The sequence below is a fragment of the Micromonospora sp. C97 genome, assembly GCF_018070385.1.
Classification (GTDB): domain Bacteria; phylum Actinomycetota; class Actinomycetes; order Mycobacteriales; family Micromonosporaceae; genus Micromonospora; species Micromonospora parva.
The window spans coordinates 1-23,321 of the sequence record NZ_JAGPXU010000014.1 but is presented as its reverse complement, the minus strand read 5'-3'; the positions used below and the strand labels follow the sequence as shown (position 1 = coordinate 23,321).

Here is a 23,321-nt window from a genome sequence, read left to right as displayed (position 1 = left end):
CCCTCCGCCGCTACGGCCGCGCAGTGGGTCGGCAACGTCTTTCGCACTGACACTTCTGGGAATGGACGGTGCCATGTCGAGACAGTAATTCCCGCCCTGTCAATTCGCTGTCCTCGATCTTTCAGTACCGGACCGCAGCGGGGGAATCCCCGTCCAGGCCCACATCTGCAACGCGTGCCGGTCGACGAGGTCGATGTTGAGCTGTCGGGCCATCTGGATGCCGTCGCCGGCGGTGAAGAAACTGTTTGTCACGAGTAGGCAGATCTCGCCACCGTGGATCACCCGGCAGGTGCCGGCGAACCGCTGGATCGCGGCGCTGCCCACCCGGTTGGTGACGCTCTGCCGCTTGCACTGCACCACGACGCGTCGGCCGTCGGGGGCTGCCGCGGTGACGTCGGCTCCCCGGTCAGCGGAGCCGCCGCACACCCGCACGTCGCGGAACCCGGAGGCGATCAGGAGCCGGGCGAACCACTGCTCGAATTCGGGGCCGCTCATCGTGTCGGTCACCGCTATCAGCCGGTCCCGTTGGGCCTGGTCGGCCCGCTCGCGGGCCCGCTGCTTCGACACCATGACAACCACCGCGACCGCCGTCGCGACGACGACGCTCACCAGCAGCGCGGTCCAGTATGGATGGCGGCGCACGACGTCGACGACCGCGCGCAGGAGCACGAAGGCGACGACGGCACCCAGCGCCAGCAGCCAGCCGTTGGCCGAGCCGCCGCCACCGGCCACGCGGCGGACCGTCGACCTGCGCCGAACACTGCCGGCGCGCCGCCGTCGGTAGTGCGCCCGAACTCGCGCGCCGCCCTTCCTGGTGTGTGACCTGACGTACGGCACGAGGCACCTCCCCGGTCGAGGAAGCCCCAGTGTGGCGGCCGCGTGCGACACACCGCGCAGCCGATCGCCGAGGATGTCAGGTACCCGTCAGCTGTCGTGCCACATGGGGGCGCTGCGGTTGACGGTCCGCACGACGATGGCCGGCTGGGCGAGGACGGCGACCAGCCGTCGGGACGCCGCGACCGCGAGCGGGCCCCACGTCTGGTCCTGGATCACCGTGTGGCACAGCTGAAGTCCCAGCTCGGCCAGCTCGCGTCGGCCCAGCTCGATCCGCCGCGGATGGTCCCGTCGCCCGGCCAGCACCGCTCGGATGCGGCGGCGCAGTTCGGCCTGTTCGTCGGTGTTGCGGCGCATCACCTCGACCGACCAGCGCCACGTCTCGGCGAGGAGCAGCAAGTCGACCCGGTCGGGCGGTTGATCGGCGAGGAGCAGCTCGTGATGGCAGACGACCAGGGCCGTGGCGGGTTCACCGGCGTCGACGAGCATGCTGGCGAGCAGGCCGGCGCCGACAGGTGCCGGCTCCCCGACGTGCTGGTCGGCGGCGGCGCGCAACAGGTCCAGGTGAGTGCGCGCCGCTTCGGCGTCCCCGTTGACGTGGTGCAGGACGGCCAGGAACTCGTGTGCTGCCGGGCGGGTCGCGGACGCAGACCCCGGCGTGACGTCGGTGGCCGCCCGATCCAACTCCTCGGCCGCGGCGATCAGCTGGGCCGCCGGCGCGTCGTCCGCGATCAGCTGGGCGAGCCGCTGCCGCTGCACGGTCAACGGCGTCGGCTCGGTCGGTGGTGGGATGAGCGCCAGCAGGTTCGCCAGTCGGGTCCATTCCCCCGCCGCCGCCCCGGCCAGCAGTGCTCGGCGCAGCGCCGCGACGGTGAGGTCGTCGGCGTGCCCGACGCTCGCGGCCCGTGCCTGCGTGACGTCGGCGAAGACGCCGAGCGCCTCCGGCCAGTAGCCGGCGCGGGCAAGCTCGACGCCGAACTCCTCCTGCAGCCGGCTGCCCCGTCGCGCGCTCACCGCCCCCGCAGCGAGTCGGCTCTGCAGGCGTCCATGCCGGAACCGGTAGGCTCCCGCGCCGTCGCGCAGCAGACCGACGGCCTCCGCGTACGCCAGGAAGGCGAGCAGCCGGTGGGGCGTACGGCCACGGACGGCGAGGATGGCACGGGTGAGGGCGAAGCGGATCCACGCCGCGCCGCCTTGCCGGTGCAGCCACCAGCCCAGCCCGAGCCCCACCCCGGCCCAGATCAGCGCCGGCAGCGGCGGCACTGCGGACAGCACCCCGGTGAGACGCAGCGCCGCGACGACGACGAGCAGCCGAATGACGCCGGTGGCCGCGCTGGCCAGTGCGGAGGCGACGCTCGCGGCGCGGTCGGCTTCGACGGTCTCGAGCACACTGGTCGCCCCGAGCTCGGGGGCCGATGCGGCGACGTCCACCCGCAGTCCAGCCTGGACCGCCGCGAACACCCCATTCAGCAGACCGACCACGACGGCGGCCCGGACCGGGTCGGGCCACGGTGGCAGCCCCGGCACCTCGTCCAGCAGCGCAACCAGTTGCGGAGTGGGCGCGGAGGCCGTGAGGAAGCCGAACGTGAGCAGTGCCAGGAAGGCCCCGCCGAGCAGCGCGCCGGGCAGCCCTTGGCGAAACGCCCGGAGCCCGCCGACGAACGCCACCCGGCGGGGTCGTTCTCGACCGACCCAACCCGAGCCGCTGACCACCGCTGCGGCGTAGGCCAGCACAAGGGCCGTGATCGCCAAGGCGTCCGTCGTGTAGACCAGATAGCCGAGGAAATCCCGGGTCGGTGCGTGCGTCACCAGCTGCGCCGTCGCCGTGAGCGCATCCGCGGAGAGGGTCAACGTCAACCACACCGCCGCCGCCGTACGCGCAGCGGCGACGGCCGCCCAGAACGAACCGGACAGCGCGTTGGGCAGCTGCCACCAGCGGAACTCCCGGACATCGAGCGACTCCAGGTGCGCGGCGAGGAACGTCAGGTAGCGCCGGGCGGTGTCGGGTTCCCAGCGCCGCAGCCCCTGCGCCCCGCGGCGGGACCGCAACGCGGCGTCCACAGCCCTGGTCAGCAGGTCGTCCTCGACGGAGCGCTGGCCCCGCTCCCGCGCCAGCGGCACGAGGTCCCGAGGATCGGTGCCCGGCTGGTCGAAGGCGCTGCGGGCCATCGCCACCATCAGTGGGGTGGACAGCGCGGCGGTCAGCTGGGGGGCGTCCCCGATCGTGGTGACGACGGTGGTCCAGTTGTCGACCTGATGCAGCGGGGCCGCGTCCACCAGGTAATCGGCGACCTCGGCGGGCGCCGGTGGTTCGAGCATGACCACGGCGGTGCCGCGCAGCTTCTCCCCCTGGGTCAGGTAGCGCTCGTAGACCGAGGTGCGGCAGGTGAGGACGAAACGCTGCGTCGGCAGCGCGTTGAGCTCGTCCAGGCAGGCGATCAGCCGATCCTCGGGCACCTCGTCCAGTCCGTCGAGGACGGGTACCACCAGGTCGGTCTCGATGAGGTCGCGCAGCACGGCGTCGCGGCGTGGGTGGCCGGCCGCGAGCTGCGGGTAGCGCCGGGCGATCCATTCGACCAACCAGTCGTGGAAGCCCTGCCGGTCGGGATCCCAGGAGTCGGCCGGGACCAGCGTCGGGACGGGTGCGTCCGGCTCGCGGTGCACGGGCAACTCCCGGGCCATTCGCAGCGCGAGGATCGACTTGCCGGAGCCGGCCGGCCCCAACAGCAGCAGCCGACCGGAGGGGACGCGACGGTAGCAGCTCCACAGTGGCCCGTTGCCGCCGGCGAGGTCCACCGGCACGGCGGCGCTGGATCGGCCGATGGCCCGCCAGGAGGGGAGGAACCGGTCGGGGGCGGTGCGCCACCGCACCGGCAGTGGGTACGGCTCGTCGACGGTCCGCAGCAACGCCTCGTCTGTCGGGTCGCGTCGGATCAGCTCCACGAGTTCGTCGGCGGCGGCGCGCCGGTGCGCGGCGACCTCGGTGAGACCCGCCGTTCCGGTGCGGAAGAGCTGATCCAGCAGGACGTAGACGGCGATGATCCCGGCGACGACGCCCCAGGTCCAGTTGACCTTCTCGAAGTCGTACCGCAGCCACACCCACGCCGTGCCGCCCGCGGACAGCGCGGCCACCACGCCCAGCGATCCCCACTTCCACCCGCGACGACGCACCGCACGATTGTGGTCGACCCGCGTCCGCCCGGAAACCCCGTCCACGTCGGGCTTCCGACACCGCCACGTTCAACTGGCGGGCGTCCACGGCGTGATGGAGGTGGCCGCTGCCCGACCGCGTCAGGTCCGGCGGGTCGCCAGGATGGCGAGGGTTTCCCGGCGCACCTCGTCGACCTCGTGCACGAGGCGGCGGTGGGCGAAGCGGACCACCAGGATCCCGATGGCCGCCAGGAGGGCGTCGCGGCGCAGGTCGATCTCCCGCTGACCAGGGTTGCCGTGGGTGGTCGCCCCGTCGAGTTCGATGTTGACCCGTTCCCGCTCGGCGAACATGTCGAGGTACACGGTGCGCCGCCCGACACGGACCGGCACCTGCCGGTGAAACGCCGGCATTCCGGGACCGGTGAAGACGTGCTCGTGCCCCCAGATTTCCAACGGGCTGCGGCAGCCGTCGGCAAGCCTCGTCAGCAGATGCCGGAACGCCGCCCGATCGATCAGCTTGGGCACCCGCTCCAGTGCTGCCGACAACCGCTCGGGTGTGGTCAGCCGGTCGTTGACCGCTCGGATCACCGGCGTCCGCCGGTCGGCGGGCGACAACGTCGGCCAGCAGTCGACGAGCGACTGTTCGAGGCGGGTGACCCTCAGCCCTCGCCGGACGACCACCTGCGGCGGCTCGATGGTGAGGCTCCGGCGTCGATGGACGATCACTCCAGGCCGACTGCGCAGACCGGTGCTCGCTGGTGCGCTCAGGTGCACGAGGTCACCGACCGCCTGCGGGTGCAACCCCCACACGGCGAGCGCACTGAGATGACTGAGCGCGCCGTTTCCGCCAGCCCAGGCGAGAGCAGCCCGCAGACTCAGGGCACTGTCGAGTCGACTCAGGACCGGGGCACCGGGTCGCCCACCGACGAGGTGCGCCGCCACGAACACCTCGGGCAGCACCCGTACCAGTTCGCCGTTGCGACAAGCCTGCCGAACCGTCCACGACGGCACCACCTGCCCGGCCGCCCCGAACGTCACCAGACCCGCGCCACGTTCGACGAGTTCCCGAAGCACCAGGTTCACGCACAGAACCGTGAAGCCCCACCCAGCCCTCCGCAAACACACCAGCAGGCCCTCTGTGGACAGCCGCCACCCTGTGCACAACGCCCCACCACGGCCCCGGTGGGCTACGTCAGGTGATCGGTGGCAGTTGAGGAGGGCTGGCGTCGGCGTGTCGAGTCGCTCAGCTGCCAACGATCATGAAACGCAGGCTCAGGACGGGACGTCGCGGTGGCGGAAGGCGGCCACGCCGACGGCGAGCAGGGCCGCGGCCACCGCCGCCAGCACCACCAGGGGAAGCGCCGCCGGGTGGACGGCGGGCACGGCCGGCACATGGGTGTACGGCGAGACGTTGAGCGCGGCCTGCGGCAGCTCCAGCACCGCGCCGAGCTGCCCGAGGAGCAGGAAGACCAGCAGCGCCGTCCAGGACAGCACCACCGACCAGCGGGGCAGCAGCCCGAAGAGCGCTGTCACCACCCCGGCGACCACGAGCAGGGCGGGCAGGCGCAGCAGCGCGGCGCCGCCCAGCTCGACGGCCTGCCCGAGCGGGTCGCCGATGACGATGCCGTAGCCGAGGCCGGTGGTCACGCCGGCGAGCAGCAGCAGGGCCACCGCGCCGAGCGTCGCGGCGAGCACCTGGGTGCCGAGCCAGCGGGTGCGGCTGACCGCCGTCGCGAGGGCGGCCTCCAACACCCCGTCGGCCTCGTCGCCGCGGACCCGGAGCAGGGCCTGCACGACGTACGCGCCGATGGTCAGCGCGAAGAGGCCGAGCATCGCGGTCAGGTACGCCTTGATCAGGTCGTCCCCGCCGCCCATCGCGTTTATCGCTTCGGCGGCGGCCGGGTTCGCGTCGATCATGTCGTTGAACTCGTCGGCGGCGACACCCATGGGCAGGCCGAGCGCGGCCACCCCGACGGCCCAGCCGAGTAGTGTGCCGCGTTGCGTCCGCCAGGCCAGCCCGGTGGGGCTGAGCAGCAGTGGCGCGCCGGTCGCCGGGCCGCGTCGGGGGGCGATCAGCCCGGCGCCCTGGTCGCGTCGCTCGGCGAGGGCGTACGCCAGCGCCACCCCGGCGAGCAGCAGCGCGACGGGCAGGGCGAGCACCCACCAGCGTTCGCCGTCGAAGGCGCGGACCTGGTTGCCCCAGCCGAGCGGGGAGATCCACGACGGCCAGGCGCTGCGGACCCGGGTGCCGTCGGCGCTCTGCTCGCCGAGCACGTCGCCGGCGGCGCGCAGCACGAAGGAGAGCCCGACGGTGGCGGCGGCGAGCGCGTTGGCGCCGCGCGCGGTGACGGAGAGTTGGGCGGTGACGGCGGCGATCGCGGTGAAGGCGACCCCGACGCCGCCGATCGCTGCCGCTGCCGCGACGGAACCGGCGAGCGGCAGACCGGCACCGACCAGCGCGACCGCGAGCAGCGCGGCGGCCAGTGCGTTAGCGGCGACGATGACGAGCAGCGCGGCGGTCAGCGGCGCGTACCGGCCGACGACGTTGGCGCCGAGCAGTTCGGCGCGGCCGGTCTCCTCGTTCTGGCGGGTGTGCCGGGTCACCGCGAAGGTGCTCAGCAGCGCGACGATCAGGGCCAGCGTCACGTACGTCTCGGCGACCACCACCGCACCGAGGTCGGTGCCGTGGATGGGGCCGTTGAAGGCGCGGGCGACCAGGCTGGACGCCGACGTGGTGGCGTAGCCCAGCCGGGCGTCCTGGTCCGGGTAGATGCCGGCGACGCTGCCGGCGAGGGCGTAGCCGAGCAGGGGCGTGCCGAGGATCCAGATGGCCAGGCGGATCCGGTCGCGACGCAGGACGAGCCGGGCCAGCCGGGTCGTGCCGGTGAGGGCGCTCACCGGGCACCCGCCTGCGGTACGTCGGCCTGCGTGTCGGCGTGCGAGCCCTCGCCGGCCGGAGCAGCACCCGCGGCAGGACCGTGGGCCGGCCCAGCACCCGTGCCAGGAGCACCAGCCGACCCGGCACGGTCGGCGGGACCATCGGCCGACGCCGCAGCCGCGGCGGAGGCGTCGCCGTAGTGGCGCAGGAAGAGCTGTTCCAGGGTGGGTGGCGTGCTGGTCAGCGCGCGGACGCCGAAGCCGATGAGGTGCCCGAGCAGTTCGTCGAGGTGGGCGGGCTCCACTTCCAGGTGGGTGCGGCCGTCGACCTCGTGCACGTCGTGCACGCCGGGGAGCACGTCCAGGCCGGTGACCGGGCGGGCGGTCTCGACGGTCACCGCCGTGCGGGTGAGGTGGCGCAGCTCGGTGAGGGTGCCGGATTCGACGGTGCGGCCCTCGCGGATGATGCTGACCCGGTCGCAGAGCGCCTCGACCTCGGCGAGCACGTGACTGGAGAGCAGCACGGTGGCGCCGGCCTGCTTGACCCGCCGGACCTCGTCCTGGAACACCGCCTCCATCAGGGGGTCGAGACCGGAGGTCGGTTCGTCGAGCACGTACAGCTCCACCGGGGAGGAGAAGGCGGCGACGATGGCGACCTTCTGCCGGTTGCCCTTGGAGTAGGTGCGGCAGCGGCGGGTCGGGTCCAGGTCGAAGCGGTGCAGCAACTCGTCGCGGCGGCGCCGGTCGAGGCCGCCGCGCAGCTGACCGAGCAGGTCGATGGCTTCCCCGCCGGTGAGGTTGGGCCAGAGGTTGACGTCTCCCGGCACGTACGCCAGCCGGCGGTGCAGGCGGACCGCGTCGCGCCACGGGTCGGCGCCGAGCACCTGGGCGTCGCCGGAGTCGCGGCGGAGCAGCCCGAGCAGGATGCGGATGGTGGTGGACTTTCCCGAGCCGTTGGGGCCGAGGAAGCCGTGCACCTCCCCCCGCTCGACGTGCAGGTCCAGCCCGTCGAGCGCCCGGATGGCGCCGAACGTCTTGACCAGGTTGCCGATGGAGATGACGGGCATGGCCCCTCCTGCTGTTGGCTGCTTCGTCGACCACCCTCACTGTACTGACCGTTGGTCAGTGGAATCAACGGTGATCGTGCCCACCGGTCAGGACGTCGCTAGGCTGGCCGGCATGACCGCCGATCCCGCGGACGACACCCGCACCCGGATCCTGCGCGCCGCGCTCGACCTGTTCGCCGAACACGGCTACCAGCGCACCTCGCTGCGTCAGATCGGCGAGCGGCTGCGGCTGACCAAGACCGCGATCCTGTACCACTTCCCGGCCAAGGAGCATCTGCTCGCCGCCCTGATCGAGCCGCTGCTGGCCGACCTGGAGAGGCTGCTCGACGCCGCCCAGGGACAGCCGACCGACCAGGCCCGGTGGACGGTGCTGGAGGGCTGGGTGGACGTCATGCTCGCCCACCGCCGGCCACTCGGCATGCTCTTCCACGACATCGCGCTGGTCGGCCGGGGCGACACGTACCACCGGCTGATGGTGATCGCGATGCGGGCCAACGACCTCATCGCGGGGCCGGACGCCGGGCGTCGGGAGCGGGTCCGGGCGGTGCAGGCGGTGGCAGCCTGCAGCGATCCGATCGTCTTCTTCACCGACGTGTCTGACGAGGTGCTGCGCGCCGACATGCTCGACGGCGTACGCCGCCTGCTGACCACGGCGGCCGCGGACGCCGCTTATCCGCCGGACGCCGACGCGGCGGGCGTGGCCGTGCGCCCTGCGGACCCGGCGGCCGCGGCTCTGGCCCCCGCGAGCCGGCCGGACGCGGCACCGGGCGGCGGGACGGCTGCCCGTCGGCGGCGGCCGGGACGACCTCCGGCGCTGGGTCGGGAGCAGGTCGAGGCGGCCCGGCGGATGCACGAGGCGGGCACCCATTCGGTGGACGCCATCGCCACCGCGCTGGGTGTCTCGCGGGCCACCGTCTACCGGCACCTGACCGCGCCATAACGAGACAGTTCTAAGAACGTTTTGAGATTGTTGTGAGCCGGGGCCTGGCCGGCAGGTGTCAGGCCGCCAGGGTGGCGTAGCGGCCGTTGCGGTCCAGCAGGCTGTCGTGGGTGCCGGCCTCGACGATCCGGCCGTGGTCGAGCACCGCGATCTGGTCGGCGTCGCGGATCGTGGAGAGCCGGTGCGCGATGGTGATCGTGGTGCGGCCCTGGGCGAGCACGTCGAACGCCCGCTGCACGGCGCGTTCGGTCTCGGTGTCCAACGCGCTGGTGGCCTCGTCGAGGACCAGGATGCGCGGGTCACGCAGCAGCGTCCGGGCGATGGCCAGGCGCTGCTTCTCGCCGCCGGAGAACCGGTGCCCGCGCGAGCCGACCATGGTGTCGTACCCGTCGGGCAACCCGGCGATCAGGTCGTGGATCTGGGCGGCGCGGGCGGCGTCCTCGATTTCGGCGTCGGTGGCGTCCGGCCGGGCGTAGCGCAGGTTCTCCCGCACTGTGGTGTGCAGCAGGTACGTCTCCTGGCTGACCACGCCGACGATCGCGGCCAGATCGGCCAGGCGCAGGTCGCGTAGGTCGACGCCGTCGACGGTGATCCGGCCGGCGGTCGGGTCGTGCAGCCGGCTGACCAGCCCGGCGAGGGTGCTCTTGCCGGAGCCGGTCTCGCCGACCAGGGCGAGGCTGGTGCCGGCGGCCACGTCCAGGGTGATCCCGGCGAGGGCGGCGGTGTCGCTGCCCGGGTAGCCGAAGGTGACGTCTTCCAGGCGCAGGTGACCGCGCACCCGGGCGGGGTCGAGGCGGACCGGGTCGGCGGGGTCGGCCACGTCGACCGGCAGGTCCAGGTATTCGAAGATCCGGGCGAACAGCGCCAGCGACGCGGTGAGCGAGACGCCCACGTTGAGCAGGCCCATCAGCGGGCGGAACAGGCCGCCCTGCAGGGCCGTGAAGGCGACCAGGGTGCCGATGCTCAGCGTCCCGGCGGTGCCGGGCAGTCCGGCGGCGAGGTAGATGACCGCCGGTACGGCGGCGAAGATGATGCTCATCGAGGCCATCCGCCAGCGGCCGGCCAGCTCACTGCGCAGCTCCAGGTCGACCAGTCGCTCCGAGGAGGCGGTGAAACGGTCGATCAGCGCGGGGCCGGTGCCGAGGGTCTTGGCGAGCTGTACGCCGCTGATCGAGAGCCCCTCCTCGACGGTGACGTTGAGGTCGGCGAGTTCGCGTTGCCGCTGGGCGGTGATCTCGCGACGCATCCGGGCGACCCGACGGGTCAGCCAGATGGCCGGCGGCAGCACCACGAGCGAGACCAGGGAGAGCTGCCAGGAGAGCGCGACCATGGCGACGGCGGTGGCGACCACCGTGGTGAGGTTGGCCGCGACGGCGGTGGCGGTGGAGGTGACCACCGACTGCATGCCGCCGATGTCGTTGGTGATGCGGGATTGCACCTCGCCGGTGCGGGTGCGGGTGAAGAAGCCCAGCGACTGGCGCTGAAGGTGGCTGAAGACGTCGGTGCGCAGCCGGTGCATGACCCGCTGGCCGACCTGGGTGGAGATCCAGGTCTGCACGACGCCGAGCGCGGAGGTCACCGCCGCGACGGCGACCATGCCGAGGACCAGCCAGACCAGCAGTGTCACGTCGCCCTGCGGCAGGGCCCGGTCGATCACGGCACGCAGCAGGAACGGGCTGGCCATCGCGATGATCGAGGAGGCCACGATGATCGCAGTGACGGCGGCCAGGGCGGGCCGGTGGGGGGTGAACAGGCGACCGATGCGGCGCAGGGAGACCTGACGGGCCTGCGTCTTCTCTTCGGCGCTGACGGTGCGGTGGCCGCGGTCGCGGCCCATCGGGGTGGGTTCCAAGGGGGTGCTGCCTTTCGTCGGCGATATTGCTGAGGTTACCTCATCATGAGGTAGCAACCACATCTCCTGCTACCGTATTCCGGTGACCGAGCACACCGCCGACAGCGCCGACGACGAGAGCCTGGCGGAGACGTTCTGGGCGGTGGCGTCCCGGCTGCGCCGGCAGGCCCGGGACTCGCTGGCACCCTGGGACATCACCCCCAGCCAGTCCCGGGCGCTGCGCGTGCTGACCCGGCACGGCGAGGTGCGACCCGGCACCCTCGCCGAGCATCTGCGCATCGCGCCGCGCTCGGCGACCGAGGTCGTCGACGACCTGCAGACCCGCGGCCTGGTCGAGCGTCGGCCCGACCCGGCCGACCGGCGGGCGACCCTGGTCGCGCTCACCGAGGAGGGCGACCGGGTCAGCACCGCCATCCGGGCCGCCCGCCGGGCCGAGGCGGACCGCTTCTTCGGCCACCTCGACGACACCGACCGAGACGAGCTGGCCCGCATCCTGCGCACTCTGCTCGACTGAGCCGCCCGCGCAGGATCACCTGCGGGTTTGTCGGCCCGATGCGCGGGTAGCCAGCGGCCCGTTCCCACCGGGCCCCGCCACCACCAGTCGGGGAGACCTGACAGGAGGGGCCATGTCTGCCCTGGATCAGCACCGCAACGCCTGATGTGCGGGATCAGCGGGGAGGCACGGTTCGACGGCCGCTCTCCCGACGCGGCGGCGGTCAGCCGGATGTCCGAGGCGATGCGCTCACGCGGCCCGGACGACGAGGGCCTGTTCGCCGACGGCTGGGTGACCCTCGGGCACCGCCGGCTGACCATCATCGACCTGTCCGACGCCGGTGGGCAGCCGATGGTCCGCGACGATCTGGGCCTGGCGCTGGTCTTCAACGGCTGCATCTACAACTACCCGCAGCTGCGCGAGGAGTTGCAGAACGCCGGGTACGCCTTTCACTCCACCAGCGACACCGAGGTGATCCTGGTGGCGTACGCACACTGGGGTGAACGTTTCGTCGACCACCTGGTCGGCATGTTCGCGATCGGGCTGGTCGACCGGGCCCGGCGGCGGCTGATCCTGGCCCGCGACCGGCTCGGCATCAAACCGCTCTACCTCGCCGAGACACCGGGGCGGCTCCGGTTCGCCTCCACCCTGCCCGCGCTGCTGGCCGCCGGCGACGTGGACACCGGCATCGACCCGGTGGCGCTGCACCACTACCTCTCCTGGCACTCCATCGTGCCCGCCCCACGCACCGTGCTGCGCGGCGTACGCAAGCTGCCGCCGGCCACAGTGCGGGTGATCGAGGCGGACGGACGCAGCCGTGAGGAGGTCTACTGGCGGCCCGACTACGTGCGGGAACCCGCCGACGCGGGGATGGACGCCGCCGACTGGCGGACCGCGATCGGCGACGCGCTGCGCGCGGCGGTACGCCGACGACTGGTCGCCGACGTGCCGGTGGGGGTCCTGCTCTCCGGCGGACTGGACTCCAGCCTCATCGTGGCGCTGCTCGCCGAGGCCGGCCAGCGACACCTGCGCACGTTCAGCATCGGCTTCGACAGCCACGGCGGCGAGTCCGGCGATGAGTTCCACTACTCGGACCTGGTGGCCCGCGCGTTCGACACCGACCACCACCGGATCCGACTCGCCGACGGCGACCTGGTGCCCGCCGTCCGACGGGCCGTGCTGGCGATGACCGAGCCGATGGGCAGCCACGACGTGGTCGCCTTCCACCTGCTCTCCGAACAGGTCGCGCAACACGTGAAGGTGGCCCAGTCGGGGCAGGGGGCCGACGAGGTGTTCGCCGGCTACGGCTACCACCAGCCACTGGTCGACGCGCCCCGGCACGGGGCCGCCGAGACGTTCGCCGCCGCGTTCTTCGACCGCGACCACGACGAGCTGCGCCGCATCGTCGACCCGGCGTACGCGCTGGAGCAGGACGCCAGCCGGGACCTGCTCACCGGCCACCTCGGCGCGCCCGGGGCGCAGACCGCGCTGGACGCCGTGCTGCGCCTGGACACCCACCTGATGCTCCCCGACGACCCGGTCAAGCGGGTGGACAGCATGAGCATGGCGTGGGGCCTGGAGGTGCGTACGCCCTTTCTCGACCAGGATCTGGTCACCCTGGCCGCGCACTGCCCACCGGAGCACAAGGTCGCCCAGGGCGGCAAGGGCGTGCTCAAGGAGGTGGCCCGGGAGGTGCTGCCCGCCGAGGTGATCGACCGGCCCAAGGGCTACTTTCCGGTGCCGGCGCTGCGCAACGTGGACGGCCCGGTGCGCGAGATGGTCGCCGAGGCGTTGCAGGCGCCGGTCGCCCGCGAGCGGGGACTGTTCCGCCCGGAGTACGTGGCGCACCTGCTCGCCGAGCCGGACCGGGCGCAGGCGGCGGCCGGGAGCAACAAACTGTGGCAGCTCGGTCTGCTGGAGCTGTGGCTGCAGACGCACGACATCAGCTGAACCGTCGTCCGCCGCCATCGGCGGGCGGTCAGCTGGCGGCGGTGCGGGTGATCAGGTCGTCGAGGACCAGGCGCAGGTCCCCGTCGCGCTCCAGCACCTGCCGCTGCCGGGTCGCGCCGGTGCCGTCCCGGCGGAGCCGGGCGAGTTGCGCCACCACGTACCCCAGGTCGCCGTGGCGCAGCAGGGCCGGGGCGATCACCGCCATCAGTTCGTCGACGAGCGCCCAGGCCGGGCGGGTACCGCCGGCCCGCAGGTCGATCAGCTCGCCGTCGAGGCCGTCGTGGGCGGCCCGCCAGTGCGCCGCGGCGACCAGGCAGTCCCGGACGTTCGGGGCGTCGACCCCGGCGCGGACGTCGTCGGCGAGGGTGGCCACCAGGGACCGGACCAGCGCGGCGACCAGCACCGCGTCGTCCACCTCGGTGCAGACGTCGCCGACCCGCACCTCCACGGTGGGGTACGCCGACGACGGCCGGGCGTACCAGTAGACCATCGCCGCGTCGAGCATGATGCCGGCGGCGATCAGCTCGTCGACGGTGCGGTCGTAGTCGGCGGCGGAGTCGAAGTACGGCGTCGGGCCGATGCTGGGCCACCGCTCCAACTGCATGGAGCGCCAACTGGCGTGCCCGGTGTCGTACCCGTCGTGCAGCGGGGAGTTGGTGGTGATCGCCTGCACCACCGGCAGCCACACCCGCAGGTGGTTGCAGACCTGCACGGCCAGTTCCCGGTCGGGCAGCCCGACGTGCACGTGGCAGCCGCACACCGCCGGGTCGTGCGCCACCGGCCCGTACCGGCGGGACATCGCGTGGTAGCGCGGTTCGTCGGGCACGGTCCGGTGCGGTTCGGCCACCGGGGTGGCGCCGACCGCCACCAGTCGGGCCCCGGCGGCCGTGGCGGCCTCGGCGGCGGAGCGGCGCAGCGCCACCAGGTGCGCGCGCAGCTCGGTGAGGTCGGCGCAGACCGGGGTGACCATCTCCACCATGCTGTGCCGGAACTCCTGGCGGCTCTGGTCGCGGGCGGTGCCGCTCAGCGCGGCGAGCACCCGGTCGGCGACCGGCAGGTTCCGGCCGCTGTCCGGGTCGAGCAGCAGGTACTCCTCCTCCACGCCGAGCGTGAGGATGGACAGGTCGGGCACGGTGTCGACGGCGGTCGGACGGTAGGCCATGACCCCTCCCCATACCCTGCTGCGGCCGGCCGGTGCGTCGGGGTTCCCGACCACCTCTGCGACAAACGCCCCGTCAGGGCGTCGCCAGGGCCGTCGCGCGGGCGGTGAGAAAGGCCCGTTCCGCCGCGTTGTCCGTCAGGGCGACGGCTGTCCGGTACGCCTCGACGGCCTCCCCGCCCCGGCCGAGGCGAGCCAGCAGGTCGGCGCGGACCACGTGGTAGACGTGGAAGCCGAGAAGATCGAGGCGGTCCACCTCGGCCAGCGCCACCGCCGCACCGGCCACCTCGGCGAGCGCGACGGCCCGGTTCAGCGCCACCACCGGGCTGGGGGCGATCGCGGTCAGCTGGTCGTACAGCGCAAGGATCTGCGCCCAGTCGGTGTCGGCGGCGCGCCCCGCGGCGCTGTGCACGGCGGCGATCGCGGCCTGGATCTGGTACGGCCCGGGGCGGTCGCGGCGCAGGCAGCGGCGGACCAGCGCCTGCCCCTCGGCGATCAGCCCGGCGTCCCACCGGCCGCGGTCCTGGCGGGGCAGCGGCACCAGGTCGCCGGTGGCGGTGGTCCGCGCGCCACGGCGGGACTCGGTGAGCAGCATCAGGGCGAGCAGGCCGATCGCCTCCGGCTCGTCGGGCATCAGCGCGACCAGCAACCGGGCCAGCCGGATCGCCTCGGCGCACAGCTCGCCGCGGACCAGGTCCGGGCCGGCGCTGGCCGTGTACCCCTCGTTGAAGATCAGGTAGAGCACCGCGAGGACGCCGTGCAGCCGGTCGGGCAGGTCGGCGTCGTGGGGCACCCGGTACGGGATCCCCGCGTTGCGGATCTTCGACTTGGCGCGGACCAGCCGCTGCGCCATGGTCGGCTCCGGCACGAGGAAGGCGCGGGCGATCTCGGCGGTGCTCAGGCCGCCGAGCAGTCGCAGGGTGAGCGCGACCCGAGCGTTCGGGGCGAGCGCCGGATGGCAGCAGGTGAAGATCAGCCGGAGCTGGTCGTCGCGCACAGGTCCCTCCTCGACGGGTGGGTCGGCGGCGAACAGCAGGGCCGCCTCGGCGTGCCGGTGCGCCCGGGACGCCTCCCGACGCCGCCGGTCGATGGCCCGGTTGCGGGCGGTGGTGATGATCCAACCGGCCGGGCTGGGTGGTGGGCCGCTCCGCGGCCACCGCCGCACCGCGATGACGAAGGCCTCCTGGACGGCCTCCTCGGCGAGGTCGATGTCGCCGAGGAGGCGGACCAGGACGGCGACCGCGCGGCCGTACTCCGCGCGGAACACCGCCTCCACGTCGGACACGGTCAGTCGCCGGCCCCGCCCTGGAAGGGGCGCACCTCGACCGGCAGGGTGGTCGCCAGCGCGTAGCGGCGACCCCAGTCCAGCGCGGCGTCCAGGTCCGGCACGTCGATGATGGTGATGCCGCCCAGGTACTCCTTGCCCTCCACGAACGGTCCGTCGGTGACCAGCACCTCGCCGCTCTCGCGGGCGCGCAGCACGGTGGCGGTCTCCGGGCCGTGCAGGCCCTGCCCGAACACCCACGACCCGGTGGACGCCAACTCGTCGCGGAAACCGGCGAGCTGGCGCATCACCCCGGCCAGGAACTCCGGGTCCGGCGGTAGCTCGCCCTGGGGCTGGTGAAGGCTGAGCAGGTACAGCGTCATCGTTCCTCCTCGCGGGGCGGCCGGCCGCTCGCCGACCTCTCATCCTCCATACGATCGGCCGCCGTTCCAATCGACAGGTCGGCAGAAGATTCTCGGCGCCCGACCCGAACCCGGCGGTGATGCGCCCTTTGCTCTGCACCTGCGGAGGCGACGGGGGCGCAGGCCAGGTGTCGCATCGGTGGGTGCAGAGCAAAGGACGAAGGACAGGGGTCGCGTCCGCCGGTGCCGGGACCGGAGCCGACAGTCATAGCGACGACAGTTGTGGGTAGACCCCGGCGTGGCTGACGCCTTGCGGGTGGTCGTGGTCGGCGCCGGTTTCTCCGGGCTCGCCGCCGCGCTGGCACTCACCCGTGCCGGCGCCCAGGTGCGACTGCTGGAGGCCCGCGACCGGGTCGGCGGTCGGGTGTTGACCCGCTGGCTGCCCGACGTCACCCAACTCGACCTGGGCGCGCAGTGGATCGGCCCGACGCAGGATCGGATGTACGCGCTGGTCGCCGAGCACGGGCTGACCACGTTCGCGTCGGCGGCGTTCGGCGCGCCCACTGTGCTCTGGGCCGGCGAGCGTCGAGCCGAGCCGCCGGCGCAGGCTGCCCGGGTTCTCGGCCTGCTCGACGAGTACGCCGCCCGGCTGGACCCGGCCGCGCCCTGGCAGGCGCCGGAGGCCGGGCAGTGGGACCGGACGGTCCTCGGCGGCTGGCTGCGTGCCACCGCCGGGGACGACGACACCGCCGACTACCTGGGGCGGGTGCTCGCCGGCGGGCTGCTGGCCACCGGCGCGGACGAGGTGTCGTTGTTGCACCTGCTGTTCTACCTGCGCAGCGGCGGCGGGACCGGACCGCTGCTGGGGATGGCGGGCGGCGCGCAGCAGGACCGGATCGTGGGCGGGCCGCCGGCGCTGGCCGAACGGATGGCCGCCGCCCTGCCGCCGGGGGTGCTGACGTTGGCCACCCCGGTGCGGGCCGTCCAACAGAGCGTCGACGGGGTGACGGCGTGGACCGACACCGGGCGCGTGAACGGTGACTTCCTGGTGGTGGCGCTGCCCCCGACGCTGGCGGGCCGGATCTGGTACGCCCCGCCGCTGCCCGCGCAGCGCGACGGGTTGACCCAGCGGATGCCGATGGGTTCGGCGCTGAAGGTGCACGCCGTCTACCCGGAGCCGTTCTGGCGCGCCGACGGGTTCTCCGGGGTGTCCACCAGCACCACCGGTCCGCTCACCGAGACGGTCGACAACTCCACGCCGACCTCGCCGCTCGGGGTGTTGACCGGGTTCAGCTACGCCTCGGACGCCGCGGTGTTGCGCGAGATGTCTCCCGAGCAGCGGCGCCGTTGCCTGTTGGACGCGTTCGCCGCGGTGCTCGGACCACGCGCCGGGGACCCCGTCGACCTCGTCGAGTACGACTGGACGACCCAGGAGTGGACGCGGGGCTGCTTCTGCGGCGCGCTCACCCCCGGCGCCTGGAGCGCGTACGGCCCACGGCTGCGGGCGCCGGTGGGCCGGGTGCACTGGGCGGGTACCGAGACGGCGACCCGGTGGACCGGCTACCTGGAGGGCGCGGTGCGCGCCGGTGAGCGGGCGGCCGCCGAGGTGCTGGCCGGCTGAGCGGCGGACGCGACCGTGGCCGGCCCGGTCTCGGCGGGACCGGGCCGGCCTCGGCCCACGGTGCGACCCGGCCGACCCGTCCGTCAGACGTTCGGGTCGGCGCGGGGCGCCCGGGTCAGGGGTAGGTGGTCAGGTACACCGTCTGGTTGGCCGCGTTCGCGGTGCCACCGGCGTTGTTGATCACCCGGTTGATGGTGCCGACGCCACCGAGCGAGACGGTGACCATGTTCGTGAAGCGCACGTTCGGGTTGGTGGGCACCTCGAAGGACCGTTCCTCGACCACTGCGGGGTTGACGTTGAAGTAGCTGTAGCTGCCCAGCCCGAACGCCTGGTGACTGGTCACCGAGTCGGCGACCTTGTACGCGGCGTAGCCCCGGGTCGACCCGTTCATCCAGGCCGCCTGGTTCGGAACGTCGTAGGGCAGCTCGTTCTGGTAGAAGTACGTCCGGCCACCGTTGCCGTTCCAGATGGTCTGGTACTTCTGGTAGTGCTCGACGAAGAGGCCGTACATGGTGACGTTGTCGCCGTTGACGGTGAGCCCGGTGTCGGCGGTGTTCAGCGTCCACCCGGTCGGTACGCCGCTGGCGGCGTGGTCGGCCCGCCACAGCCACATGTGGTCGCCGATCACGTTGTCGCTGTTGACGGTCAGGGTGTTGGTGGCCTTGCCGACGTGCGGCCCGCCGATGCGGAAGAACACGTCGTGCAGCGAGGTCGGGTTGGTGGCGTGGCTCGCGGACGAACCGGCCGGCCCGACCTCCATCAGCACCGGGGAGTTCGTCGTGCCGGCCTCGAACATGATGCCGGCGACCTTCACGCCGTCCACATCGGCCACCCGCATCCCCACCGCGCCGTTGTCGGCCTGGATGGTGGCCAGACCGAGGCCGAGGATCACCGTGTCGGCCCGGTTGACCTGGATCGGCTCGGTGACGTGGTGCACGCCCGGGGTGAAGAGCAGGTGCCGCCCCTGGGCGAGGGCCGCGTTGATGGTGGCGGCGCTGGTGCCCGGCTGGACCACGTAGAACTGCGACAGCGAGATGGACGAGCCGGCCGGGGTCTTGTTGTACCAGCTGGTGCCGGTGGAGTTGGTGCGCAGCGCCGGTACGAAGACCCGGTACTCACCGCTGCCGTCGACGTACAGGAACGGCTTCTCCCGGACCTGGGGGGTCTGCGGGATGACGGTGTGCGACGGGTTGGGGAAGCTCGGCGCGGGGGCGCCGACGACGCCCTGGAAGACCATGTTCCACACCGAGCCGGTCCAGCCGTTGCCGAACTCGCTGTTGCGGGAGTACCACTGCTGCTGCGAGCCGGAGACGACCAGGCCGTCGATGCGGGTGTCGGCCAGCAGGCCGCCGCTGGACCAGCCGTCACCGCCGTTCCAGAGCTGGATCTGGTTCTGCGCGCCACGAAGGTGCATCCGCCGGTACGGCGCGGCCTGGGACACCGCCCAGCGCTCCACCGTCTGCCCGGCGGGCAGGGTGACCGACAGGTTCTCGGCGGCCCGCCAGAAGTTCTGGGTGGCGTTGCCGCCCATCCAGAACGCCTCGGTGCGGACGTGGCCGTTGAGGTTGACGTCGTCGGGGCTCATGCCGAGGCCGGCGACCTGGGTGAAGAAGCCGAGGTTGACGTCGGCGGTGTAGGTGCCGGGCTTGAACAGCACCGCGTAGCGCTGCGGGCCGAACTGGTTGGTCTCCTGCTGGGTGAAGAGGGTGTTCAGTCGACTCTGGATGGTCGACGTCGGTGTGCTCGGGTCGAAGACGAAGGTGTTCGGGCCGAGGTTGGGGTTGTACGGGTCGGTCGTGCCGACCGGCGGCTCGCTGGTACCCCCGCCGGTGGTGTTCACCGCCAGCTCCCACAGCGAGTAGCCGTAGGCGGTGCCCCGGGCGGTGCCGTACATCCGCAGGTAGCGGCCGCTGCCGGCGACGGTGAGGGACTGCGTCCCGCCGGTGGCCGTGGTGGTGGAGTAGATGGTGGTCCAGGTGGTCCCGTCGGTCGAGGTCTGGAGCTGGAAGGCCCGGGCGTACGCGGCCTCCCAGGTGAGCACCACCCGGCAGATGGTGCGGGTGCTGCCGAGGTCGACGCGCAGCCACTGCGGGTCGCTGGCGGCGCTGGCCCAGCGGGTGCCCGGGTTGCCGTCGACCGCCGCGGACGCGGCGAGGCCGGCGTCCTGGGTGGACGAGGCGGTGGCCGGGCTGCCCTGTGCGACGTTGGTGCTGCCGCAGGTGGGGGTGCTGCCGCCGCTCTCGCCGTACACCTGGAACTCCCAGAGCGAGTAGCCGTAGCCGGTGCCCCGGGCGGTGCCGTTCATCCGCACGTAGCGGCCGGCGCCGGTGACGGTGAGGTTCTGGGTGCCGCCGGTGCCGGTGGTGGTGGAGTAGATCGTCGTCCAGGTGGCCCCGTCGTCGGAGGTCTGGAGTTGGAAGGCCCGGCCGTAGGCGCCCTCCCAGAGCAGGTTGACCTGGCTGATGGTGGCGCGAGCGCCCAGGTCGACCTGGAGCCACTGCGGGTCGCTGAACGCGCTGGCCCAGCGGGTGGCGGTGTTGCCGTCGACGGCGGCGGAGGCCGGGGTGCCGGCGTTCTCGGTGGACGAGGCGGTGGCGGGGCGGCCCTGGGACAGCAGGGTGGGCGCGGCCTGCGCGGGGGCGCTGGCCACGGCCGGGGTGAGCGCCGCGACCAGGGCCACGGTGAGCCCGACGAGCAGGTGTCGGACGACCCGGGGACGCGGGCGTACGGATGTAGCACGAGATGTCATGACATCGCCTGTCGCTAGGGGGTTACGGGTTGCCACGCGGAGGGGATCGGGCGCGCCCGTAGCGCCGTGGATGGTGTCGCCGCCGACGCGACACCGAGGGAGGAGAGCGCTCTCGTAGGAGTGTTGCGGCGAGATTGCGACGGCGTCAAGACATCGATCTATAACTTCGTTATTTATCCCGAGGATTCTTTTTGGGTAATTTGCTGGCCGCCCGCGCGGTCGCCCCCGCTCAGCGGCGGACGCCACCCTCGGTGAGGAAGCGGGCGATCGGGAGGGTGGCCGCACCCAGCGCCACCGCGTCCACCCCGAGCCGGCACAGCTCGATCGACGCCTGCTCGTACGGCTGGCGCAGCGCCTGCCGACCGGCGGCCTCCCGCACGGCTGGCAGCAGGTCACCGAGGGCCATCGCCGCCCAGCCGCCGAGCACCACGCGCTCCGGGTTGAACAGGTTGATCAGGTTGGCCACGCCCGCGCCCAGGTAACCGGCGGTGTCATCGAGGACCCGTCGGGCGGTGGCCGAGGTCTGCGCGGCGGCGACCAGCGCGGCGAGCTGGGACTCCTCGTCCTCGCCCGGAACGGCGCGACCCCGACGCGCCTCTCGGTAGCGGTCGATGATCGCCTCCGCACCGACGTACGCCTCCAGGCAGCCGCGCGCGCCGCACCGGCAGGCCCGGCCGCCGTACACCAGGGTAGTGTGCCCCCACTCCCCCGCGCTGCTGGACGCCCCCCGGTAGGTGACGCCGTTGGTCACCACCGACGCTCCCACCCCGGAGCCGACAAGCGCGAAGACGGCGTGCCGGGCGCCCCGACCGGCACCGAACCACATCTCGGCCTGACCGAGGGTCTTCGCGCCGTTGTCGATGTGCAGCGGCACGTCGGTGCCGGCGCCGATCAGGCGCTCCAGCGGCACCCGGTCCCAGCCGAGGGCCTGGGCGTGCACCACGGCCTCGACGCCCTGCTCGACGACGCCGGAGACGCCGATCCCGACGCCGAGCACGTCGCCGGGGGCGACCCCGGCCTGGCCGGTCAGCGCGTCGATGCCGGCCAGCACGTGCCCGGCCACCAGGTCGGGCTCGGTGCGGGCCGGGTCGAGCGGGTACTCGACGCTGGCCAGCAGGGTCATCGCGAAGTCGAACAGCTCCATCCGGACCCGCGTCTCGCCGACGTCCACGCCGACCACGAAGGCGAAGCGGGGCTCGATCCGCAGCAGCATGCTGGGCCGGCCGCCGTCGGACTCGGCGGCCCCGGCCTCGGCGACGAGCCCTTCGTCGATCATGTCGGCCACCACGTTGCTGACCGCGGGCTGGCTCAGCCCGGTGCTGCGCACCAGGTCCTGCCGGGTGAGCGGGCCGTCCAGGAAGAGCTTGGTCAGCAGGGCGGACCGGTTGCGCAGCCGCACGCTGCGGTTGGTGGCACGCGCCAGCTCCACTCGTCACCTCGTTCCCGTCGGCCGTTCGAGGCGACTGTAACCGCCTCGTGCTTGACGACCCACCGACCAGCAACTTTAATGACGACATAAATTAAGCCGTGATGTAACTCCCGGGAAACGCCGACGGACCCCGACGGCGCACCCCCGAAACCCTGCCCGCAGCCGGCCCCCGTCGCCCGACCCCTATCGGCGACGAAGGCCAGCGGACCCCCACCACGCACCGGAAGGGCTGACCCGTGTCGAGACGACACCTCGGGATATTCACCGCCGCCGTACTGGCCGCCGCCTCGCTGACCGCCTGCGGTGGCTCCGGCGACGACTCCGCCGCATCGCCCAAGACGCTCACCTACTGGGCCAGCAACCAGGGCGCCAGCCTGGAGGCCGACAAGACCATCCTCCAGCCCGAGCTGGACAAGTTCGAGAAGCAGACCGGCATCAAGGTCACCGTCGAGGTGGTCCCCTGGTCGGACCTGCTCAACCGGCTGCTCGCGGCCGCCGCCTCCGGCAAGGGCCCGGACGTGGTCAACATCGGCAACACCTGGTCGGCGTCGTTGCAGGCCACCGGCGCGCTCGTCGAGTTCGACGACGCCACCCTGCAGGCCGTCGGCGGCAAGGACCGGATCGTGCCCGCCGCGCTCGCCGCCGCCGGCGCGCCCGGCAAGCCGCCGGCCGCCGTGCCGCTCTACAGCATGGCGTACAGCCTGTACTACAACAAGAAGTCGTTCGCCGACGCCGGCATCACCGCGCCGCCGACCACCTGGGAGCAGCTCGCCGAGTACGGCAAGAAGCTCAGCACCGGCGGCAAGTGGGGCCTGGCCATCGAAGGGGCCAACCCGTCGGAGAACGCGCACCACGCCTTCACCTTCAGCCAGCAGTACGGCGGCGAGTGGTTCGACTCGGCCGGCAAGCCGACCTTCGACACCCCGCAGAACGTCTCGGCGATCAAGCGGTACATCGACTTCATGGCCGCTGACAAGATCACCAACCCGAGCAACGCCGAGTACGCGCAGAACCAGTCGGTCTCCGACTTCGCCAACGGCAAGGCCGCCATGCTGCTGTGGCAGTCCGCCGGGTCGAACCTGAAGACGCAGAACATGCCCGCCGACGCGTACGGGGTGGCCCCGGTTCCGTTCCTGGCCAACCCTCCGGCCGGCGGCAAGAAGGTCAACAGCATGGTCGCCGGGATCAACATGGCGGTCTTCAAGCACACCAAGAACAAGGACGGCGCGCTGAGCTTCGTGAAGTTCATGACCAGCGACGAGGAGCAGACGATCCTCAACAAGACGTACGGCTCGCTGCCGGCGGTGAAGACCGCCGCCTCCGACCCGGCGTTCAGCGCCACCGAGCAGAAGACCATCCAGGAGACGCTGGTCACCACTGCGGCCCCGCTGCCGCAGGTGCCTGACGAGAGCACCTTCGAGACCCTGGTCGGCACCGCGATGAAGGAGCTGTTCGCCGACGCGGCCAGCGGCAAGCCGGTCACCGAGGAGTCGGTGAAGGCGAAGCTGACCGACGCGCAGCAGAAGATGCGCTGACCCAGGCGGCACCGGTGGCCGTGGTCGGGCGCGGTGGCC

15 protein-coding genes and 1 pseudogene are annotated in these 23,321 nt (G+C 72.6%); 5 read left to right on the top strand and 11 right to left on the bottom strand.

Annotated features, from left to right (window positions below; translation table 11 throughout):
• Positions 1–99: 99 nt before the first annotated feature.
• The 5 genes and pseudogenes from KBX26_RS33025 to KBX26_RS19265 all read right to left on the bottom strand — a co-directional run.
• On the bottom strand, positions 100–732 hold the full coding sequence (locus KBX26_RS33025; protein WP_210866057.1) for a restriction endonuclease: 633 nt from the start codon (positions 730–732) through the stop codon (positions 100–102).
• Positions 733–924: 192 nt separating this feature from the next.
• Positions 925–4,005 carry an NACHT domain-containing NTPase gene (locus tag KBX26_RS19280; protein ID WP_210866056.1) on the bottom strand — a complete coding sequence of 1,027 codons (3,081 nt, stop codon included), beginning with the start codon at positions 4,003–4,005 and terminating at the stop codon, positions 925–927.
• A gap of 120 nt (positions 4,006–4,125) precedes the next feature.
• Positions 4,126–5,067, bottom strand: a complete 942-nt coding sequence (locus KBX26_RS19275) for an endonuclease domain-containing protein (RefSeq protein WP_210866055.1) — start codon at positions 5,065–5,067, stop codon at positions 4,126–4,128.
• Between the two features lie 189 nt (positions 5,068–5,256).
• On the bottom strand, positions 5,257–6,882 hold the full coding sequence (locus KBX26_RS19270; RefSeq protein ID WP_210866054.1) for an ABC transporter permease: 1,626 nt from the start codon (positions 6,880–6,882) through the stop codon (positions 5,257–5,259).
• A 122-nt stretch (positions 6,883–7,004) separates the two neighbouring features.
• Positions 7,005–7,928 (bottom strand): annotated as a pseudogene (locus KBX26_RS19265) (ATP-binding cassette domain-containing protein); the annotation flags it as partial.
• A 112-nt stretch (positions 7,929–8,040) separates the two neighbouring features.
• Here KBX26_RS19265 and KBX26_RS19260 point away from each other — a divergent pair.
• Positions 8,041–8,868 carry a TetR family transcriptional regulator gene (locus KBX26_RS19260; protein WP_030327450.1) on the top strand — a complete coding sequence of 276 codons (828 nt, stop codon included), beginning with the start codon at positions 8,041–8,043 and terminating at the stop codon, positions 8,866–8,868.
• Between the two features lie 58 nt (positions 8,869–8,926).
• Here the strand turns inward: KBX26_RS19260 and KBX26_RS19255 are convergent, their stop codons facing one another.
• Entirely contained in the window at positions 8,927–10,705 is a 1,779-nt protein-coding gene (locus tag KBX26_RS19255; protein WP_210866128.1) for an ABC transporter ATP-binding protein, read from the bottom strand.
• A 97-nt stretch (positions 10,706–10,802) separates the two neighbouring features.
• Between KBX26_RS19255 and KBX26_RS19250 the strand changes: the two genes are divergently transcribed.
• Entirely contained in the window at positions 10,803–11,234 is a 432-nt protein-coding gene (locus KBX26_RS19250; RefSeq protein WP_030327447.1) for a MarR family winged helix-turn-helix transcriptional regulator, read from the top strand.
• 144 nt (positions 11,235–11,378) lie between these two features.
• Positions 11,379–13,163 carry an N-acetylglutaminylglutamine amidotransferase gene (locus KBX26_RS19245; RefSeq protein ID WP_210866052.1) on the top strand — a complete coding sequence of 595 codons (1,785 nt, stop codon included), beginning with the start codon at positions 11,379–11,381 and terminating at the stop codon, positions 13,161–13,163.
• A 28-nt stretch (positions 13,164–13,191) separates the two neighbouring features.
• On the opposite strand, the gene KBX26_RS19240 is transcribed toward KBX26_RS19245, so the two are convergent.
• The 3 genes from KBX26_RS19240 to KBX26_RS19230 all read right to left on the bottom strand — a co-directional run bounded on the left by KBX26_RS19240 (position 13,192) and on the right by KBX26_RS19230 (position 15,969).
• Positions 13,192–14,325, bottom strand: a complete 1,134-nt coding sequence (locus KBX26_RS19240; RefSeq protein WP_210866051.1) for a glutamate--cysteine ligase — start codon at positions 14,323–14,325, stop codon at positions 13,192–13,194.
• Between the two features lie 73 nt (positions 14,326–14,398).
• Positions 14,399–15,607, bottom strand: coding sequence for an RNA polymerase sigma factor (locus KBX26_RS19235; protein WP_210866050.1), 1,209 nt, complete (start codon positions 15,605–15,607; stop codon positions 14,399–14,401).
• A gap of 2 nt (positions 15,608–15,609) precedes the next feature.
• Positions 15,610–15,969 (bottom strand): YciI family protein, encoded by a 360-nt coding sequence (locus KBX26_RS19230; protein ID WP_210866049.1) that lies wholly within the window; start codon positions 15,967–15,969, stop codon positions 15,610–15,612.
• Between the two features lie 277 nt (positions 15,970–16,246).
• On the opposite strand from KBX26_RS19230, the gene KBX26_RS19225 reads away from it, so the two are divergent.
• The gene (locus tag KBX26_RS19225) at positions 16,247–17,569 is read left to right on the top strand and encodes an FAD-dependent oxidoreductase (protein ID WP_210866048.1); all 1,323 of its coding nucleotides are present in this window, start codon (positions 16,247–16,249) and stop codon (positions 17,567–17,569) included.
• Positions 17,570–17,684: 115 nt separating this feature from the next.
• Here KBX26_RS19225 and KBX26_RS19220 read toward each other — a convergent pair whose 3' ends face one another.
• Positions 17,685–20,318, bottom strand: a complete 2,634-nt coding sequence (locus KBX26_RS19220) for a discoidin domain-containing protein (RefSeq protein ID WP_210866047.1) — start codon at positions 20,316–20,318, stop codon at positions 17,685–17,687.
• 229 nt (positions 20,319–20,547) lie between these two features.
• Positions 20,548–21,747 (bottom strand): ROK family transcriptional regulator, encoded by a 1,200-nt coding sequence (locus KBX26_RS19215; RefSeq protein ID WP_210866046.1) that lies wholly within the window; start codon positions 21,745–21,747, stop codon positions 20,548–20,550.
• 236 nt (positions 21,748–21,983) lie between these two features.
• Between KBX26_RS19215 and KBX26_RS19210 the strand changes: the two genes are divergently transcribed.
• Positions 21,984–23,282 carry an ABC transporter substrate-binding protein gene (locus KBX26_RS19210; RefSeq protein WP_210866045.1) on the top strand — a complete coding sequence of 433 codons (1,299 nt, stop codon included), beginning with the start codon at positions 21,984–21,986 and terminating at the stop codon, positions 23,280–23,282.
• Positions 23,283–23,321 lie beyond the last annotated feature (39 nt).